Genomic DNA, 20,148 nt, shown 5'->3' on the forward strand with positions numbered 1-20,148 from the left:
AAGAAATCTGATGCTTATGTCCTGCTCTTATTATTTTTGATATAATGATTATTCGATGAAAAATGACTGAAGACATAGTATAATTAAAGATAAATTTGTTTTAACAATATTATGATTAGCCAAATATAAAGCATTTAATTTTCTATCATTACTATGCTCACATAATCTAAATATTGTTCGAACACGTAAAAGTAATTTCTATTTAAGGTGGTAATTGTCTTGGCAATGACAGAGCAACAAAAATTTAAAGTGCTTGCTGATCAAATTAAAATTTCAAATCAATTAGATGCTGAAATTTTAAATTCAGGTGAACTGACACGTATAGATGTTTCTAACAAAAACAGAACATGGGAATTTCATATTACATTACCACAATTCTTAGCTCATGAAGATTATTTATTATTTATAAATGCAATAGAGCAAGAGTTTAAAGATATCGCCAACGTTACATGTCGTTTTACGGTAACAAATGGCACGAATCAAGATGAACATGCAATTAAATACTTTGGGCACTGTATTGACCAAACAGCTTTATCTCCAAAAGTTAAAGGTCAATTGAAACAGAAAAAGCTTATTATGTCTGGAAAAGTATTAAAAGTAATGGTATCAAATGACATTGAACGTAATCATTTTGATAAGGCATGTAATGGAAGTCTTATCAAAGCGTTTAGAAATTGTGGTTTTGATATCGATAAAATCATATTCGAAACAAATGATAATGATCAAGAACAAAACTTAGCTTCTTTAGAAGCACATATTCAAGAAGAAGACGAACAAAGTGCACGATTGGCAACAGAGAAACTTGAAAAAATGAAAGCTGAAAAAGCGAAACAACAAGATAACAACGAAAGTGCTGTCGATAAGTGTCAAATTGGTAAGCCGATTCAAATTGAAAATATTAAACCAATTGAATCTATTATTGAGGAAGAGTTTAAAGTTGCAATAGAGGGTGTCATTTTTGATATAAACTTAAAAGAACTTAAAAGTGGTCGTCATATCGTAGAAATTAAAGTGACTGACTATACGGACTCATTAGTTTTAAAAATGTTTACTCGTAAAAACAAAGATGATTTAGAACATTTTAAAGCGCTAAGTGTAGGTAAATGGGTTAGGGCTCAAGGTCGTATTGAAGAAGATACATTTATTAGAGATTTAGTTATGATGATGTCTGATATTGAAGAGATTAAAAAAGCGACAAAAAAAGATAAGGCTGAAGAAAAGCGTGTAGAATTCCACTTGCATACTGCAATGAGCCAAATGGATGGTATACCCAATATTGGTGCGTATGTTAAACAGGCAGCAGACTGGGGACATCCAGCCATTGCGGTTACAGACCATAATGTTGTGCAAGCATTTCCAGATGCTCACGCAGCAGCGGAAAAACATGGCATTAAAATGATATACGGTATGGAAGGTATGTTAGTTGATGATGGTGTTCCGATTGCATACAAACCACAAGATGTCGTATTAAAAGATGCTACTTATGTTGTGTTCGACGTTGAGACAACTGGTTTATCAAATCAGTATGATAAAATCATCGAGCTTGCAGCTGTGAAAGTTCATAACGGTGAAATCATCGATAAGTTTGAAAGGTTTAGTAATCCGCATGAACGATTATCGGAAACGATTATCAATTTGACGCATATTACTGATGATATGTTAGTAGATGCCCCTGAGATTGAAGAAGTACTTACAGAGTTTAAAGAATGGGTTGGCGATGCGATATTCGTAGCGCATAATGCTTCGTTTGATATGGGCTTTATCGATACGGGATATGAACGTCTTGGGTTTGGACCATCAACGAATGGTGTTATCGATACTTTAGAATTATCTCGTACGATTAATACTGAATATGGTAAACATGGTTTGAATTTCTTAGCTAAAAAATATGGCGTAGAATTAACGCAACATCACCGTGCCATTTATGATACAGAAGCAACAGCTTACATTTTCATAAAAATGGTTCAACAAATGAAAGAATTAGGTGTATTAAATCATAACGAAATCAACAAAAAACTCAGTAATGAAGATGCATATAAACGTGCAAGACCTAGCCATGTCACATTAATTGTACAAAACCAACAAGGTCTTAAAAATCTATTTAAAATTGTAAGTGCATCATTGGTGAAGTATTTCTACCGTACACCTCGAATTCCACGTTCATTGTTAGATGAATATCGTGAGGGATTATTGGTAGGTACAGCGTGTGATGAAGGTGAATTATTTACGGCAGTTATGCAGAAGGACCAGAGCCAAGTTGAAAAAATTGCCAAATATTATGATTTTATTGAAATTCAACCACCGGCACTTTATCAAGATTTAATTGATAGAGAGCTTATTAGAGATACTGAAACATTACATGAAATTTATCAACGTTTAATACATGCAGGTGACACAGCGGGTATACCTGTTATTGCGACAGGAAATGCACACTATTTGTTTGAACATGATGGTATCGCACGTAAAATTTTAATAGCATCACAACCCGGCAATCCACTTAATCGCTCAACTTTACCGGAAGCACATTTTAGAACTACAGATGAAATGTTAAACGAGTTTCATTTTTTAGGTGAAGAAAAAGCGCATGAAATTGTTGTGAAAAATACAAACGAATTAGCAGATCGAATTGAACGTGTTGTTCCTATTAAAGATGAATTATACACACCGCGTATGGAAGGTGCTAACGAAGAAATTAGAGAACTAAGTTATACAAATGCGCGTAAACTGTATGGTGAAGACCTGCCTCAAATCGTAATTGATCGATTAGAAAAAGAATTAAAAAGTATTATCGGTAATGGATTTGCGGTAATTTACTTAATTTCGCAACGTTTAGTTAAAAAATCATTAGATGATGGATACTTAGTTGGTTCCCGTGGTTCAGTAGGTTCTAGTTTTGTAGCGACAATGACTGAGATTACTGAAGTAAACCCGTTACCGCCACACTATATTTGTCCGAACTGTAAAACGAGTGAATTTTTCAATGATGGTTCAGTAGGATCAGGATTCGATTTACCTGATAAGACGTGTGAAACTTGTGGAGCGCCACTTATTAAAGAAGGACAAGATATTCCGTTTGAAACATTTTTAGGATTTAAGGGAGATAAAGTTCCTGATATCGACTTAAACTTTAGTGGTGAATATCAACCGAATGCCCATAACTACACAAAAGTATTATTTGGTGAGGATAAAGTATTCCGTGCAGGTACAATTGGTACCGTTGCTGAAAAGACTGCTTTTGGTTATGTTAAAGGTTATTTGAATGATCAAGGCATCCACAAAAGAGGCGCTGAAATAGATCGACTCGTTAAAGGATGTACAGGTGTTAAACGTACAACTGGACAGCATCCAGGAGGTATTATTGTAGTACCTGATTACATGGATATTTATGATTTTACGCCTATACAATATCCTGCCGATGATCAAAATTCAGCATGGATGACGACACATTTTGATTTCCATTCTATTCATGATAATGTATTAAAACTTGATATACTTGGACACGATGATCCAACAATGATTCGTATGCTTCAAGATTTATCGGGCATTGATCCAAAAACGATACCTGTAGATGACAAAGAAGTCATGCAAATATTTAGTACACCTGAAAGTTTAGGTGTTACTGAAGATGAAATTTTATGTAAAACAGGTACGTTTGGGGTTCCAGAATTCGGTACAGGGTTCGTGCGTCAAATGTTAGAAGATACAAAGCCAACAACATTTTCTGAATTAGTTCAAATCTCAGGATTATCTCATGGTACAGATGTGTGGTTAGGCAATGCTCAAGAATTAATTAAAACCGGTATATGTGATTTATCAAGTGTAATTGGTTGTCGTGATGATATCATGGTTTATTTAATGTATGCTGGTTTAGAACCATCAATGGCTTTTAAAATAATGGAGTCAGTACGTAAAGGTAAAGGTTTAACTGAAGAAATGATTGAAACGATGAAAGAAAATGAAGTGCCGGATTGGTATTTAGATTCATGTCTTAAAATTAAGTACATGTTCCCTAAAGCCCATGCAGCAGCATACGTTTTAATGGCAGTACGTATCGCATATTTCAAAGTACATCATCCACTTTATTACTATGCATCTTACTTTACAATTCGTGCGTCAGATTTTGATTTAATCACGATGATTAAAGATAAAACAAGCATTCGAAATACTGTAAAAGACATGTATTCTCGCTATATGGATCTAGGTAAAAAAGAAAAAGACGTATTAACAGTCTTGGAAATTATGAATGAAATGGCGCATCGAGGTTATCGAATGCAACCGATTAGTTTAGAAAAGAGTCAGGCGTTCGAATTTATCATTGAAGGCGATACACTTATTCCGCCGTTCATATCAGTGCCTGGGCTTGGCGAAAACGTTGCGAAACGAATTGTTGAAGCTCGTGACGATGGCCCATTTTTATCAAAAGAAGATTTAAACAAAAAAGCTGGATTATCTCAGAAAATTATTGAGTATTTAGATGAGTTAGGCTCATTACCGAATTTACCAGATAAAGCTCAACTTTCGATATTTGATATGTAAAATGAAATAATCAAGGTATTTATTTAATGCGTATGGCGTAGTTAAAGAAATACAAAATTGGTGCTGGACATAAAATTATGCCTGTATTTCTTTTCAACGTCTTACGAGTCTATTCGAATGTAATGGTGAAATAAATGAACAAACTTTTACAAGAATCTCTGATTAATAGTGAAGTCATTTGTTTCAAGCATAAACTTATGCTATAATTAAGTTGCTTAAAAATTAGTGAACTCAGGCAGAAGAGTGGGAGATTCCCGCTCTTTTCTATTTGCCAAAAAGGGAGGCCTGTATGAGTAAAATTACAGAACAAGTAGAAGTGATTGTTCAACCAATTATGGAAGACTTGAATTTTGAACTTGTAGACGTTGAATATGTCAAAGAGGGTAGAGATCATTTTCTTAGAATCTCTATTGATAAAGAAGGTGGCGTAGATTTAAATGATTGTACGCTAGCTTCTGAAAAAATAAGTGAAGCTATGGATGCAAATGATCCTATTCCTGAAATGTATTATTTAGACGTAGCGTCACCTGGTGCAGAACGTCCAATTAAAAAAGAACAAGATTTCCAAAATGCAATAACTAAACCTGTATTTGTTTCTTTATATGTACCAATTGAAGGTGAAAAGGAATGGTTAGGCATTTTACAAGAAGTCAATAATGAAACAATTGTAGTACAAGTTAAAATCAAAGCAAGAACGAAAGATATAGAGATACCGAGAGACAAAATAGCAAAAGCACGTCACGCAGTTATGATTTAACGTGATGAGGAGGAAAAAACGTGTCAAGTAATGAATTATTATTAGCTACTGAGTATTTAGAAAAAGAAAAGAAGATTCCTAGAGCAGTATTAATTGATGCTATTGAAGCAGCTTTAATTACTGCATACAAAAAGAATTATGATAGTGCAAGAAATGTCCGTGTGGAATTAAATATGGATCAAGGTACTTTCAAAGTTATCGCTCGTAAAGATGTTGTTGAAGAAGTATTTGACGACAGAGATGAAGTGGATTTAAGTACAGCGCTTGTTAAAAACCCTGCATATGAAATTGGTGATATATACGAAGAAGATGTAACACCTAAAGATTTTGGTCGTGTAGGTGCTCAAGCAGCGAAACAAGCAGTAATGCAACGTCTTCGTGATGCTGAACGTGAAATTTTATTTGAAGAATTTATAGACAAAGAAGAAGACATACTTACTGGAATTATTGACCGTGTTGACCATCGTTATGTATATGTGAATTTAGGTCGTATCGAAGCTGTTTTATCTGAAGCAGAAAGAAGTCCTAACGAAAAATATATTCCTAACGAACGTATCAAAGTATATGTTAACAAAGTGGAACAAACGACAAAAGGTCCTCAAATCTATGTTTCTCGTAGCCATCCAGGTTTATTAAAACGTTTATTTGAACAAGAAGTTCCAGAAATTTACGATGGTACTGTAATTGTTAAATCAGTAGCACGTGAAGCTGGCGATCGCTCTAAAATTAGTGTCTTCTCTGAAAACAATGATATAGATGCTGTTGGTGCATGTGTTGGTGCTAAAGGCGCACGTGTTGAAGCTGTTGTTGAAGAGCTAGGTGGCGAAAAAATCGACATCGTTCAATGGAATGAAGATCCAAAAGTATTTGTAAAAAATGCTTTAAGCCCTTCTCAAGTTTTAGAAGTTATTGTTGATGAAACAAATCAATCTACAGTAGTTGTTGTTCCTGATTATCAATTGTCATTAGCGATTGGTAAAAGAGGACAAAACGCACGTCTAGCTGCTAAATTAACCGTCTGGAAAATTGATATTAAATCAGAAACAGATGCGCGTGAAGCGGGTATCTATCCAGTAGTTGAAGCTGAAAAAGTAACTGAAGAAGATATTGCTTTAGAAGATGCTGACACAACAGAATCAACCGAAGAGGTAAATGATGTTTCAGTTGAAACAAATGTAGAGAAAGAATCTGAATAATAGGTTGGAGTGAAGTATCTATGAAAAAGAAAAAAATTCCGATGCGAAAATGTATTCTTTCAAATGAAATGCATCCCAAAAAAGATATGATTCGTGTTGTTGTTAATAAAGAAGGCGAAATCTTTGCGGATGTTACTGGAAAGAAACAAGGCCGTGGCGCATATGTTTCTAAAGATGTTGCTATGGTTGAAAAAGCACAACAAAAAGAAATTTTAGAAAAATATTTTAAAGCATCTAAAGAGCAATTGGATCCTGTTTACAAAGAAATTATTAGATTAATTTATAGAGAAGAGATTCCAAAATGAGTATAGATCAAATATTAAACTTTTTAGGATTAGCAATGAGAGCTGGTAAAGTAAAAACAGGTGAATCAGTCATTGTTAATGAGATTAAAAAAGGAAATTTGAAGCTCGTTATTGTTGCAAATGATGCGTCTGATAATACAGCTAAATTAATTACAGATAAATGTAAGAGTTACAAAGTTCCATTCAGAAAGTTTGGAAATCGAAATGAATTGGGAATAGCACTTGGAAAAGGTGAGCGTGTTAATGTAGGGATTACTGACCCAGGCTTTGCTAAAAAGTTGCTATCAATGATAGATGAATATCATAAGGAGTGATTATATGAGTAAACAAAGAATTTACGAATATGCGAAAGAATTAAATCTAAAGAGTAAAGAGATTATAGATGAGTTAAAAAGCATGAATATAGAGGTTTCAAATCATATGCAAGCTTTGGAAGATGACCAAATTAAAGCATTAGATAAAAAGTTCAAAAAAGAACAAAAGAACGACAATAAACAAAGCACTCAAAATAATCACCAAAAATCAAACAATCAAAACCAAAATAAAGGGCAACAAAAAGATAACAAAAAGAATCAACAACAAAATAATAAAGGCAACAAAGGCAATAAAAAGAATAATAGAAATAATAAGAAAAATAACAAGAATAATAAACCACAAAATCAACCAGCTGCTCCAAAAGAAATACCATCAAAAGTGACATATCAAGAAGGTATTACAGTAGGCGAATTTGCGGATAAATTAAATGTTGAATCATCAGAAATTATCAAAAAATTATTCTTACTTGGTATTGTTGCTAATATCAATCAATCATTAAATCAAGAAACAATCGAATTAATTGCCGATGATTATGGCGTTGAGGTTGAAGAAGAAGTTGTGATTAATGAAGAAGATTTATCAATCTACTTCGAAGACGAAAAAGATGATCCAGAAGCAATTGAGAGACCAGCAGTTGTAACAATTATGGGACATGTTGACCATGGTAAAACGACTTTATTAGATTCAATTCGTCATACAAAAGTTACAGCAGGTGAAGCAGGCGGAATCACTCAACATATTGGTGCATATCAAATTGAAAACGATGGCAAAAAAATCACTTTCTTAGATACACCGGGACATGCTGCATTTACAACGATGCGTGCGCGTGGTGCACAAGTAACAGATATTACAATTTTAGTAGTAGCAGCTGACGATGGTGTTATGCCACAAACAATTGAAGCAATTAACCATGCTAAAGAAGCAGAAGTACCAATTATTGTTGCAGTAAATAAAATTGATAAACCAACTTCAAATCCTGATCGAGTTATGCAAGAATTAACTGAATATGGTTTAATTCCTGAAGATTGGGGCGGCGAAACAATTTTCGTTCCACTTTCTGCATTAAGTGGTGATGGTATCGACGATTTATTAGAAATGATAGGATTAGTTGCAGAAGTTCAAGAACTTAAAGCAAATCCTAAAAACCGTGCTGTTGGTACAGTTATCGAAGCTGAATTAGATAAATCACGTGGTCCTTCTGCATCATTATTAGTACAAAACGGTACATTAAATGTTGGTGATGCGATTGTAGTTGGTAATACTTACGGCCGTATCCGTGCAATGGTTAATGACTTAGGTCAAAGAATCAAAACGGCTGGTCCATCAACGCCTGTTGAAATTACAGGTATTAATGATGTGCCACAAGCTGGGGATCGCTTTGTTGTATTTAGTGATGAAAAACAAGCTCGTCGTATTGGTGAATCAAGACACGAAGCTAGCATTGTACAACAACGTCAAGAAAGTAAAAATGTTTCATTAGATAACCTGTTTGAACAAATGAAACAAGGTGAAATGAAAGATTTAAACGTTATTATTAAAGGTGATGTTCAAGGTTCTGTTGAAGCTTTAGCTGCATCATTAATGAAAATTGATGTTGAAGGCGTAAATGTTCGTATCATTCATACAGCGGTTGGTGCAATTAATGAGTCAGACGTGACACTTGCTAATGCCTCAAATGGTATTATCATTGGTTTCAATGTTCGTCCAGACAGTGGTGCAAAACGTGCTGCAGAAGCTGAAAATGTTGATATGCGTTTACACAGAGTTATTTATAATGTTATCGAAGAAATTGAATCAGCGATGAAAGGTTTACTTGATCCAGAATTTGAAGAACAAGTTATCGGACAAGCTGAAGTTCGTCAAACATTCAAAGTTTCTAAAGTTGGTACTATTGCTGGATGTTATGTTACTGAAGGTAAAATTACGCGAAATGCTGGTGTACGTATTATTCGTGATGGTATTGTTCAATATGAAGGCGAATTAGATACACTTAAACGTTTCAAAGATGATGCTAAGGAAGTTGCAAAAGGTTATGAATGTGGTATTACAATTGAAAACTACAATGACCTTAAAGAAGGCGATGTTATCGAAGCATTTGAAATGGTTGAAATTAAGCGTTAATTAAATAAATTACAAGCTAAAAGTATAGTTAAGATTGATATGCTCCCTATAAATATTGCACTTTTTAAGTGTCTACTTTATAGGGAGCATATTTGATACTAGCTTTTGGTTTTTTATTAGAATAGATTACCTATTAAAAGTTACGTTATATGGACATGATTTTGTATAAAATTTTGTGGTGGCCTAGAATGATTTTTAATGACAAAATATAATGTCGACTATTATTGGAAAATTTTCTGTTGAAATGCCTATCTTACGGCAAACTTTATTTGATTTTATAGGCTTAATTTATTAAAATAACGTGTGAGCTAAAATAATTGTTTAAGCATTGTTACACTAAAAAATGCAAATAACAATTGAACTTAAAGATAAAGAGGTGACAAGAATGAGCAGTATGAGAGCAGAGCGTGTTGGTGAACAAATGAAGAAGGAATTAATGGATATCATCAACAATAAAGTCAAAGATCCTCGAGTTGGTTTTATTACAATTACAGATGTTGTTTTAACAAATGATTTATCGCAGGCTAAAGTATTTTTAACTGTATTAGGTAACGATAAAGAAGTAGAAAATACATTTAAAGCACTTGATAAAGCAAAAGGCTTCATTAAGTCTGAATTAGGTTCTAGAATGCGATTACGTATTATGCCGGAATTAATGTATGAATATGATCAATCAATCGAATATGGTAATAAAATTGAACGAATGATTCAAGATTTACACAAACAAGATAGATAATTTAGTGTTAGGTATCTGGAAAATGTTTGATAATTTCTTAATATCGGTATATTAACATTAAACAGTTAATACATAGATGTGTAGAAATAGTTAACATTTTCCAGTTTTTTTATGAATAAATTCAGTTGATACGCTATTAAAATATATTTTAAAAAAGAAGGTGACTATATGTATAATGGGATATTACCAGTATATAAAGAGCGCGGTTTAACAAGTCATGACGTTGTATTCAAATTGCGTAAAATATTAAAAACTAAAAAAATAGGTCACACGGGTACGCTTGATCCCGAAGTTGCAGGCGTGTTACCGGTATGTATAGGTAATGCAACGAGAGTTAGTGATTATGTTATGGATATGGGCAAAGCTTATGAAGCAACTGTATCGATAGGAAGAAGTACAACGACTGAAGATCAAACGGGTGATACATTGGAAACAAAAGGTGTACACTCAGCAGATTTTAATAAGGACGATATTGACCGATTGTTAGAAAATTTTAAAGGTGTTATTGAACAAATTCCGCCAATGTATTCATCAGTCAAGGTGAATGGCAAAAAATTATACGAATATGCGCGTAATAATGAAACAGTTGAAAGACCAAAGCGTAAAGTTAATATTAAAGACATTGGGCGTATATCTGAATTAGATTTTAAAGAAAATGAGTGTCATTTTAAAATACGCGTCATCTGTGGTAAAGGTACATATATTAGAACGCTAGCAACTGATATTGGTGTGAAATTAGGCTTTCCGGCACATATGTCGAAATTAACACGAATCGAGTCTGGTGGATTTGTGTTGAAAGATAGCCTTACATTAGAACAAATAAAAGAACTTCATGAGCAGGATTCATTGCAAAATAAATTGTTTCCTTTAGAATATGGATTAAAGGGTTTGCCAAGCATTAAAATTAAAGATTCGCACATAAAAAAACGTATTTTAAATGGGCAGAAATTTAATAAAAATGAATTTGATAACAAAATTAAAGACCAAATTGTATTTATTGATGATGATTCAGAAAAAGTATTAGCAATTTATATGGTACACCCTACAAAAGAATCAGAAATTAAACCTAAAAAAGTCTTTAATTAAAGGAGATAGAATTTATGAAAGTCATAGAAGTGACACATCCTATACAATCTAAACAGTATATTACAGAGGATGTTGCAATGGCATTCGGATTTTTCGATGGCATGCATAAAGGTCATGACAAAGTCTTTGATATATTAAATGAAATAGCTGAGGCACGCAGTTTAAAAAAAGCGGTGATGACATTTGATCCGCATCCGTCTGTCGTGTTGAATCCTAAAAGAAAACGAACAACGTATTTAACACCACTTTCAGATAAAATCGAAAAAATTAGCCAACATGATATTGATTATTGTATAGTGGTTAATTTTTCATCTAGGTTTGCTAATGTGAGCGTTGAAGATTTTGTTGAAAATTATATAATTAAAAATAATGTAAAAGAAGTCATTGCTGGTTTTGATTTTACTTTTGGTAAATTTGGAAAAGGTAATATGACTGTTCTTCAAGAATATGATGCGTTTAATACGACAATTGTGAGTAAACAAGAAATTGAAAATGAAAAAATTTCTACAACTTCTATTCGTCAAGATTTAATCAATGGTGAGTTGCAAAAAGCGAATGATGCTTTAGGCTATATTTATTCTATTAAAGGCACTGTAGTGCAAGGTGAAAAAAGGGGAAGAACTATTGGCTTCCCAACAGCTAACATTCAACCTAGTGATGATTATTTGTTACCTCGTAAAGGTGTTTATGCTGTTAGTATTGAAATCGGCACTGAAAATAAATTATATCGAGGGGTAGCTAACATAGGTGTAAAGCCAACATTTCATGATCCTAACAAAGCAGAAGTTGTCATCGAAGTGAATATCTTTGACTTTGAGGATAATATTTATGGTGAACGAGTGACTGTGAATTGGCATCATTTCTTACGTCCTGAGATTAAATTTGATGGTATCGACCCATTAGTTAAACAAATGAACGATGATAAATCGCGTGCTAAATATTTATTAGCAGTTGATTTTGGTGATGAAGTAGCTTATAATATCTAGAGTTGCGTATAGTTATATAAACAATCTATACCACACCTTTTTCTTAGTAGGTCGAATCTCCAACGCCTAACTCGGATTAAGGAGTATTCAAACATTTTAAGGAGGAAATTGATTATGGCAATTTCACAAGAACGTAAAAACGAAATCATTAAAGAATACCGTGTACACGAAACTGATACTGGTTCACCAGAAGTACAAATCGCTGTACTTACTGCAGAAATCAACGCAGTAAACGAACACTTACGTACACACAAAAAAGACCACCATTCACGTCGTGGATTATTAAAAATGGTAGGTCGTCGTAGACATTTATTAAACTACTTACGTAGTAAAGATATTCAACGTTACCGTGAATTAATTAAATCACTTGGTATCCGTCGTTAATCTTAATATAACGTCTTTGAGGTTGGGGCATATTTATGTTCCAACCTTAATTTATATTAAAAAAGCTTTTTACAAATATTAACATTTATTATATGTTAAGCTAATATTGAGTGAATAATAAGGTTACAATGAGATAAAGATGATATAAGTACACCTAGAGTAATAATCAAGATATTAAAAATAAAGTATGTTTTTTAAAAAATATAACTTATATTTATACTGATAAGGGTGGGACGATAAGTCTATTTTGTAAATAATAGATGGATATCCCGCTCTCTTTTTTTCCAATTCAATATTTTATAACTAATATTAAAATACGATAATAAATGATATGATATAACTATTAGATTCAAGAGAGGAGATTTATAATGTCTCAAGAAAAGAAAGTTTTTAAAACTGAATGGGCAGGAAGATCTTTAACGATTGAAACAGGGCAATTAGCTAAACAAGCAAATGGCGCTGTATTGGTTCGTTATGGAGATACAGTCGTGTTATCGACGGCAACTGCATCAAAAGAACCTCGTGATGGAGATTTCTTCCCATTAACAGTGAACTACGAAGAAAAAATGTACGCTGCGGGTAAAATTCCTGGTGGATTTAAAAAGAGAGAAGGACGTCCTGGTGACGATGCAACATTAACTGCGCGATTAATTGATAGACCAATTAGACCTTTATTCCCTAAAGGGTATAAGCATGATGTTCAAATTATGAACATGGTATTAAGTGCAGATCCTGATTGTTCACCACAAATGGCTGCAATGATTGGTTCATCTATGGCGCTTAGTGTGTCGGATATTCCATTCCAAGGGCCAATCGCCGGTGTAAATGTGGGTTATATTGATGGTAAATATATCATTAACCCAACAGTAGAAGAAAAAGAAGTTTCTCGTTTAGACCTTGAAGTAGCTGGTCATAAAGATGCAGTAAACATGGTAGAGGCAGGCGCTAGTGAGATTACTGAACAAGAAATGTTAGAGGCGATTTTCTTTGGTCATGAAGAGATTCAACGTTTAGTTGATTTCCAACAACAAATCGTCGACCACATTCAACCTGTTAAACAAGAATTTATTCCAGCAGAGCGTGATGAAGCGCTAGTTGAACGTGTGAAATCTTTAACCGAAGAAAAGGGACTTAAAGAAACAGTTTTAACATTTGATAAACAACAACGAGATGAAAATCTTGATAACTTAAAAGAAGAAATCGTCAATGAATTTATCGATGAAGAAGATCCAGAGAATGAATTACTTATTAAAGAAGTTTATGCAATTTTAAATGAATTAGTGAAAGAAGAAGTTCGACGTTTAATTGCAGATGAAAAAATTAGACCAGACGGCCGTAAACCTGATGAAATCCGTCCATTAGATTCTGAAGTTGGTATTTTACCTAGAACGCATGGTTCAGGTCTATTTACACGTGGTCAGACTCAAGCACTTTCAGTTTTAACATTAGGTGCTTTAGGCGATTATCAATTAATTGATGGTTTAGGACCTGAAGAAGAAAAAAGATTCATGCATCATTATAACTTCCCGAACTTTTCAGTAGGTGAAACTGGTCCAGTACGTGCGCCAGGTCGTCGTGAAATTGGACATGGTGCGTTAGGTGAAAGAGCATTAAAATATATTATTCCTGATACTGCTGATTTCCCATATACAATTCGTATTGTAAGTGAGGTACTTGAATCAAACGGTTCATCATCTCAAGCGTCAATTTGTGGATCAACCTTAGCATTAATGGATGCGGGCGTACCGATTAAAGCACCAGTTGCTGGTATTGCTATGGGCCTTGTTACACGTGAAGATAGCTATACGATTTTAACTGATATCCAAGGTATGGAAGATGCATTAGGTGATATGGACTTTAAAGTCGCTGGTACTAAAGAAGGTATTACAGCAATCCAAATGGATATTAAAATTGACGGTTTAACGCGTGAAATTATCGAAGAGGCTCTAGAACAAGCGAGACGTGGTCGTTTAGAAATAATGAATCATATGTTACAAACAATTGATCAACCACGTACTGAATTAAGTGCTTACGCGCCAAAAGTTGTAACTATGACAATTAAACCAGATAAGATTAGAGATGTTATCGGACCTGGTGGTAAAAAAATTAACGAAATTATTGATGAAACAGGCGTTAAATTAGATATTGAACAAGATGGTACTATCTTTATTGGGGCCGTTGATCAAGCTATGATAAATCGTGCTCGTGAAATCATTGAGGAAATTACACGTGAAGCGGAAGTAGGTCAAACTTATCAAGCCACTGTTAAACGTATTGAAAAATACGGTGCGTTTGTAGGCCTATTCCCGGGTAAAGATGCGTTGCTTCACATTTCACAAATTTCAAAAAATAGAATTGAAAAAGTGGAAGATGTTTTAAAAATCGGTGACACAATTGAAGTTAAGATTACTGAAATTGATAAACAAGGTCGAGTAAATGCATCACACAGAGCATTAGAAGAATAATATTTAAAGTCATATGACGACAATGTATCGTCATGTGATTTTTTTATGCCATTTTTTACGAAGTGATCCATTTTGAATTTGTTGTATTGAACATTTTAAAACGCTTTATTATTTTGAGTGCAACTGTTAATTATCCTGTATGTATAGTGATTAATAGTGTACATCAAGTGTTTTTTAACTTATAATGAATAGTGAGTTTATATATGGACGGGTAACAAATTTAGGAGGTAAGATTTTGAGTTTAATAAAGAAAAAGAATAAAGATATTCGCATTATACCATTAGGCGGTGTTGGCGAAATTGCTAAAAATATGTATATCGTTGAAGTAGACGATGAAATGTTTATGTTAGATGCTGGACTTATGTTTCCAGAAGACGAAATGCTAGGTATTGATATTGTTATACCAGACATTTCATACGTACTTGAAAATAAAGATAAATTGAAGGGTATATTCCTTACACACGGACATGAGCACGCGATTGGTGCAGTGAGTTATGTTTTAGAACAATTAGATGCACCAGTATATGGATCTAAATTGACAATAGCGTTAATTAAAGAAAATATGAAAGCCCGTAATATTGATAAAAAAGTTCGCTACTACACAGTTAACAATGATTCAATTATGAGATTCAAAAACGTGAATATTAGTTTCTTTAATACGACACACAGTATTCCTGATAGTTTAGGTGTTTGTATTCACACTTCATATGGTGCCATTGTGTATACAGGTGAATTTAAGTTTGACCAAAGTTTACATGGACATTATGCACCAGATATTAAACGTATGGCAGAGATTGGTGAAGAAGGCGTATTTGTCTTAATCAGTGATTCTACTGAGGCAGAGAAACCTGGATATAATACTCCGGAAAATGTAATTGAACATCATATGTATGATGCTTTTGCAAAAGTGCGAGGTCGCTTGATTGTTTCATGTTATGCTTCGAACTTTATACGTATTCAGCAAGTTTTAAATATTGCTAGCAAGCTAAATCGTAAAGTGTCATTTTTAGGAAGATCACTTGAAAGTTCATTTAATATTGCTCGTAAAATGGGGTATTTCGACATTCCTAAAGATTTGCTAATTCCTATAACAGAAGTTGATAATTATCCTAAAAATGAAGTGATAATTATAGCTACTGGTATGCAAGGAGAACCTGTAGAAGCCTTAAGTCAAATGGCGCAACATAAGCATAAAATTATGAATATCGAAGAAGGCGATTCTGTATTTTTAGCAATTACGGCTTCTGCTAATATGGAAGTTATCATTGCGAATACATTAAATGAGCTTGTACGTGCTGGCGCACATATTATTCCAAATAACAAGAAGATTCATGCTTCAAGTCATGGTTGCATGGAAGAATTAAAAATGATGATTAATATTATGAAACCTGAATACTTTATTCCTGTACAAGGTGAATTTAAAATGCAGATAGCACATGCGAAGCTAGCAGCTGAAGCAGGTGTTGCACCGGAAAAGATTTTCCTTGTGGAAAAAGGAGATGTCATTAATTACAACGGTAAAGATATGATATTAAATGAAAAGGTAAATTCGGGAAATATTTTAATAGATGGTATTGGTATTGGGGATGTAGGAAATATCGTGTTGAGAGACCGTCATCTTTTAGCAGAAGATGGTATCTTTATTGCTGTAGTAACGTTAGATCCTAAAAATAGACGTATAGCTGCGGGTCCTGAAATTCAATCTCGTGGGTTTGTATATGTACGTGAAAGTGAAGACTTATTACGTGAAGCAGAAGAGAAAGTACGTGAAATAGTAGAAGCTGGTTTACAAGAAAAACGCATAGAATGGTCTGAAATTAAGCAAAATATGCGTGATCAAATTAGTAAACTATTATTCGAAAGTACAAAACGTCGTCCTATGATTATTCCAGTAATTTCTGAAATTTAATCAAAAAGTCATTAACATAAAAGAGGTCAGAACAAGTCACCGAAATATAATGGTTGTCATGGACAATTTACTTATATTTTATGATGGTCAATTGAAAGGGGTAACGATTAATCTGTTATCTTAAGTAAATTGATACATAGATGATATTGTTCTAACCTCTTTCATCGTCTGTTTGGACTACATATTCTAAACATCAAATAGGAAATTATATATAATAACGTCGTTTTAACTAAGGCAACATAAGGAGGTGCGTCAATTGGCACAAGCAAAAAAGAAATCGACAGCTAAGAAAAAAACAGCATCAAAAAAAAGAACAAATTCAAGGAAAAAGAAGAATGATAATCCGATACGTTATGTCATAGCTATTTTAGTAGTTGTATTAATGGTGTTGGGTGTTTTCCAATTAGGAATAATCGGTCGTCTAATTGACAGCTTCTTTAATTATTTATTTGGGTACAGTAGATATTTAACATATATTTTAGTACTCTTAGCAACTGGTTTTATTACATACTCTAAACGTATTCCTAAAACTAGACGAACGGCTGGTTCGATTGTATTGCAAATTGCATTGCTATTTGTATCACAGTTAGTTTTTCATTTTAATAGTGGTATCAAAGCTGAAAGAGAACCTGTACTTTCTTATGTATATCAGTCATACCAACACAGTCATTTTCCAAATTTTGGTGGCGGTGTATTAGGTTTTTATTTATTAGAGTTAAGCGTACCTTTAATTTCATTATTTGGTGTATGTATTATTACTATTTTATTATTATGCTCAAGTGTTATTTTATTAACAAACCATCAACATCGTGATGTTGCAAAAGTTGCACTGGAAAATATAAAAGCTTGGTTTGGTTCATTTAATGAAAAAATGTCGGAAAGAAACCAAGAAAAACAATTGAAGCGTGAAGAAAAAGCGAGACTTAAAGAAGAACAAAAGGCACGTCAAAATGAACAGCCACAAATAAAAGATGTGAGTGATTTTACGGAAGTGCCTCAAGAAAGAGATATTCCAATTTATGGGCATACTGAAAATGAAAGTAAAAGCCAGTGTCAACCAAGTCGAAAAAAACGAGTGTTTGATGCAGAGAATAGTTCGAATAACATCGTAAATCATCAAGCAGATCAGCAAGAGCAATTAACAGAACAAACTCATAACAGTGTTGAAAGTGAAAACACTATTGAAGAAGCTGGTGAAGTTACGAATGTATCGTATGTTGTTCCACCGTTAACTTTACTTAATCAACCTGCAAAACAAAAAGCAACATCTAAAGCTGAAGTACAACGTAAAGGACAAGTACTAGAGAATACATTAAAAGATTTTGGGGTAAATGCAAAAGTGACACAAATTAAAATTGGTCCTGCAGTAACTCAATATGAAATTCAACCAGCTCAAGGGGTTAAAGTGAGTAAAATTGTAAACTTGCATAATGATATTGCATTAGCTTTAGCAGCAAAAGATGTTAGAATCGAAGCACCAATACCTGGTCGCTCTGCAGTAGGTATTGAAGTGCCAAATGAGAAAATTTCATTAGTTTCACTAAAAGAAGTTTTAGATGAAAAATTCCCGTCTAATAATAAACTAGAAGTTGGATTAGGAAGAGATATATCAGGTGATCCAATTACTGTTCCACTAAATGAAATGCCACACTTATTGGTGGCAGGATCGACGGGTAGTGGTAAATCTGTTTGTATAAATGGTATTATTACAAGTATTTTATTAAATGCTAAGCCGCATGAAGTTAAACTTATGTTAATCGATCCGAAAATGGTTGAACTAAATGTTTATAACGGAATTCCACATTTATTAATTCCGGTTGTTACAAATCCTCATAAAGCTGCTCAAGCTTTAGAAAAAATTGTAGCTGAGATGGAAAGACGTTATGATTTATTCCAACATTCATCAACTAGAAATATTAAAGGTTATAACGAATTAATCCGTAAGCAAAATCAAGAATTAGATGAGAAGCAACCAGAATTACCTTATATCGTTGTTATTGTAGATGAGCTTGCAGATTTAATGATGGTAGCTGGTAAAGAAGTTGAAAATGCGATTCAACGTATCACACAAATGGCACGTGCAGCAGGTATACATTTGATTGTAGCAACACAAAGACCTTCTGTGGATGTAATTACAGGTATCATTAAAAATAACATTCCATCTAGAATTGCTTTTGCTGTGAGTTCTCAAACAGATTCAAGAACTATTATTGGTACTGGCGGCGCAGAAAAGTTACTTGGTAAAGGTGACATGTTATACGTTGGAAATGGTGATTCATCACAAACACGTATTCAAGGGGCGTTTTTAAGTGACCAAGAGGTGCAAGATGTTGTAAATTATGTAGTAGAACAACAACAGGCAAATTATGTAAAAGAAATGGAACCAGATGCACCAGTGGATAAATCGGAAATGAAAAGTGAAGATGCTTTATATGATGAAGCGTATTTGTTTGTTGTTGAACAACAAAAGGCAAGTACATCATTGTTACAACGCCAATTTAGAATTGGTTATAATAGAGCATCTAGGTTGATGGATGATTTAGAACGCAATCAGGTAATCGGTCCACAAAAAGGAAGCAAGCCTAGACAAGTTTTAATAGATCTTAATAATGACGAGGTGTAAAAAAATGTCAGAAATGAATGCGGTATATAACGTTAAACAATACATTTTAAATTTGATTAAGCAAAATAAATTGGAATATGGTGACCAACTTCCAAGTAATTTATCAATTGCCAGAGAATTAAATGTAAAAACCGACGATGTTTATGAAGCAATTCAGGCATTGATTACTGAACAAGTCATTAAAGATAATTTTGAAGAGGGCACAAGTGTTAAATCACTGCCCCCTTTCTTTTATCCATTGAATGAACTTATAAGTATTGGGCAAATGATTAAAAATGCAGGATTTGAATGCGGAACTGAATACTTAAATTTTGATGAGCAACCAGCAACTATGTTAGATGCAAATTTGTTGAGCGTTGAAGAAGGATATCCAGTAACCATTATAGAACGATTACGAACTGCCGATGGAGAACCGGTCGTCTATTGTTTAGATAAAATTGCTAAAAAAGAATTAACATGTACAGAGTATCAAATGAGCAATGGATCGATACTAAGTGCGATAAAAGAACAAAGTAATCATAATATTTGTTACGCTGATACAGAAATTGAAGCGGTAAATTATGAACCTCGAATATCCGAAGTACTGAATGCTTCGCCACACGAAGGTTTGATTTTATTAAAAATTACGCACTACAATGAATTAGATGAACCTATTTTGTATTCATTAAATTATATGAAAAATAGCTTAGTTCAATTTAAAATCACTAGAAAAATATAGATGTAAGAAGA

Annotated in this window: 14 protein-coding genes; all 14 read left to right on the forward strand. The window is 33.5% G+C overall.

The genetic code is table 11. From position 1 onward, the window contains the following. Positions 1-225: 225 nt before the first annotated feature. Positions 226-4,536, forward strand: a complete 4,311-nt coding sequence (locus NSS86_RS04925) for a DNA polymerase III subunit alpha (RefSeq protein ID WP_001801936.1) — start codon at positions 226-228, stop codon at positions 4,534-4,536. A 289-nt stretch (positions 4,537-4,825) separates the two neighbouring features. Then, the gene (gene rimP / locus NSS86_RS04930) at positions 4,826-5,293 is read left to right on the forward strand and encodes a ribosome maturation factor RimP (protein WP_000036633.1); all 468 of its coding nucleotides are present in this window, start codon (positions 4,826-4,828) and stop codon (positions 5,291-5,293) included. Positions 5,294-5,313: 20 nt separating this feature from the next. Then, the gene (gene nusA / locus NSS86_RS04935) at positions 5,314-6,489 is read left to right on the forward strand and encodes a transcription termination factor NusA (protein WP_000097467.1); all 1,176 of its coding nucleotides are present in this window, start codon (positions 5,314-5,316) and stop codon (positions 6,487-6,489) included. A gap of 20 nt (positions 6,490-6,509) precedes the next feature. Next, complete coding sequence (locus NSS86_RS04940) at positions 6,510-6,794, forward strand: YlxR family RNase P modulator (protein WP_000727423.1); 285 nt, start codon at positions 6,510-6,512, stop codon at positions 6,792-6,794. Beyond that, a complete protein-coding gene (locus NSS86_RS04945) occupies positions 6,791-7,108 on the forward strand; it encodes a YlxQ family RNA-binding protein (protein ID WP_000020853.1) in 318 nt (105 codons plus the stop codon). Before NSS86_RS04940 ends, NSS86_RS04945 begins: the two co-directional genes overlap by 4 nt. A 4-nt stretch (positions 7,109-7,112) precedes the next feature. Further along, complete coding sequence (gene infB / locus NSS86_RS04950; RefSeq protein WP_000043635.1) at positions 7,113-9,230, forward strand: translation initiation factor IF-2; 2,118 nt, start codon at positions 7,113-7,115, stop codon at positions 9,228-9,230. A gap of 385 nt (positions 9,231-9,615) precedes the next feature. After that, a complete protein-coding gene (gene rbfA, locus NSS86_RS04955; RefSeq protein ID WP_000097322.1) occupies positions 9,616-9,966 on the forward strand; it encodes a 30S ribosome-binding factor RbfA in 351 nt (116 codons plus the stop codon). Between the two features lie 168 nt (positions 9,967-10,134). Then, complete coding sequence (gene truB, locus NSS86_RS04960) at positions 10,135-11,052, forward strand: tRNA pseudouridine(55) synthase TruB (protein WP_000282298.1); 918 nt, start codon at positions 10,135-10,137, stop codon at positions 11,050-11,052. 14 nt (positions 11,053-11,066) lie between these two features. Beyond that, positions 11,067-12,038, forward strand: coding sequence for a riboflavin biosynthesis protein RibF (ribF, locus tag NSS86_RS04965; RefSeq protein WP_000864185.1), 972 nt, complete (start codon positions 11,067-11,069; stop codon positions 12,036-12,038). Between the two features lie 114 nt (positions 12,039-12,152). Further along, positions 12,153-12,422, forward strand: a complete 270-nt coding sequence (gene rpsO, locus NSS86_RS04970; protein ID WP_001018328.1) for a 30S ribosomal protein S15 — start codon at positions 12,153-12,155, stop codon at positions 12,420-12,422. 368 nt (positions 12,423-12,790) lie between these two features. Continuing rightward, a complete protein-coding gene (pnp, locus tag NSS86_RS04975) occupies positions 12,791-14,887 on the forward strand; it encodes a polyribonucleotide nucleotidyltransferase (RefSeq protein ID WP_000076690.1) in 2,097 nt (698 codons plus the stop codon). Positions 14,888-15,122: 235 nt separating this feature from the next. Continuing rightward, positions 15,123-16,796 carry a ribonuclease J gene (locus NSS86_RS04980; protein ID WP_000052590.1) on the forward strand — a complete coding sequence of 558 codons (1,674 nt, stop codon included), beginning with the start codon at positions 15,123-15,125 and terminating at the stop codon, positions 16,794-16,796. Between the two features lie 256 nt (positions 16,797-17,052). Next, entirely contained in the window at positions 17,053-19,419 is a 2,367-nt protein-coding gene (locus NSS86_RS04985; RefSeq protein ID WP_000035746.1) for a DNA translocase FtsK, read from the forward strand. Between the two features lie 4 nt (positions 19,420-19,423). Continuing rightward, positions 19,424-20,137, forward strand: a complete 714-nt coding sequence (locus tag NSS86_RS04990) for a GntR family transcriptional regulator (protein WP_001293306.1) — start codon at positions 19,424-19,426, stop codon at positions 20,135-20,137. Positions 20,138-20,148 lie beyond the last annotated feature (11 nt).

It is taken from the genome of Staphylococcus sp. FSL W8-0056, from assembly GCF_037963075.1.
In the GTDB taxonomy this organism is placed as follows: Bacteria; Bacillota; Bacilli; order Staphylococcales; family Staphylococcaceae; genus Staphylococcus; species Staphylococcus aureus.

Bases quoted from the DNA above. Each gene is read 5' to 3' on its own strand.
- ribF (WP_000864185.1), top strand. From the start codon at position 11,067: ATGAAAGTCATAGAAGTGACACATCCTATACAATCTAAACAGTATATT.
- NSS86_RS04940 (WP_000727423.1), top strand. From the start codon at position 6,510: ATGAAAAAGAAAAAAATTCCGATGCGAAAATGTATTCTTTCAAATGAA.
- infB (WP_000043635.1), top strand. From the start codon at position 7,113: ATGAGTAAACAAAGAATTTACGAATATGCGAAAGAATTAAATCTAAAG.
- rpsO (WP_001018328.1), top strand. From the start codon at position 12,153: ATGGCAATTTCACAAGAACGTAAAAACGAAATCATTAAAGAATACCGT.
- NSS86_RS04945 (WP_000020853.1), top strand. From the start codon at position 6,791: ATGAGTATAGATCAAATATTAAACTTTTTAGGATTAGCAATGAGAGCT.
- NSS86_RS04990 (WP_001293306.1), top strand. From the start codon at position 19,424: ATGTCAGAAATGAATGCGGTATATAACGTTAAACAATACATTTTAAAT.
- rbfA (WP_000097322.1), top strand. From the start codon at position 9,616: ATGAGCAGTATGAGAGCAGAGCGTGTTGGTGAACAAATGAAGAAGGAA.
- rimP (WP_000036633.1), top strand. From the start codon at position 4,826: ATGAGTAAAATTACAGAACAAGTAGAAGTGATTGTTCAACCAATTATG.
- NSS86_RS04925 (WP_001801936.1), top strand. From the start codon at position 226: ATGACAGAGCAACAAAAATTTAAAGTGCTTGCTGATCAAATTAAAATT.
- truB (WP_000282298.1), top strand. From the start codon at position 10,135: ATGTATAATGGGATATTACCAGTATATAAAGAGCGCGGTTTAACAAGT.
- pnp (WP_000076690.1), top strand. From the start codon at position 12,791: ATGTCTCAAGAAAAGAAAGTTTTTAAAACTGAATGGGCAGGAAGATCT.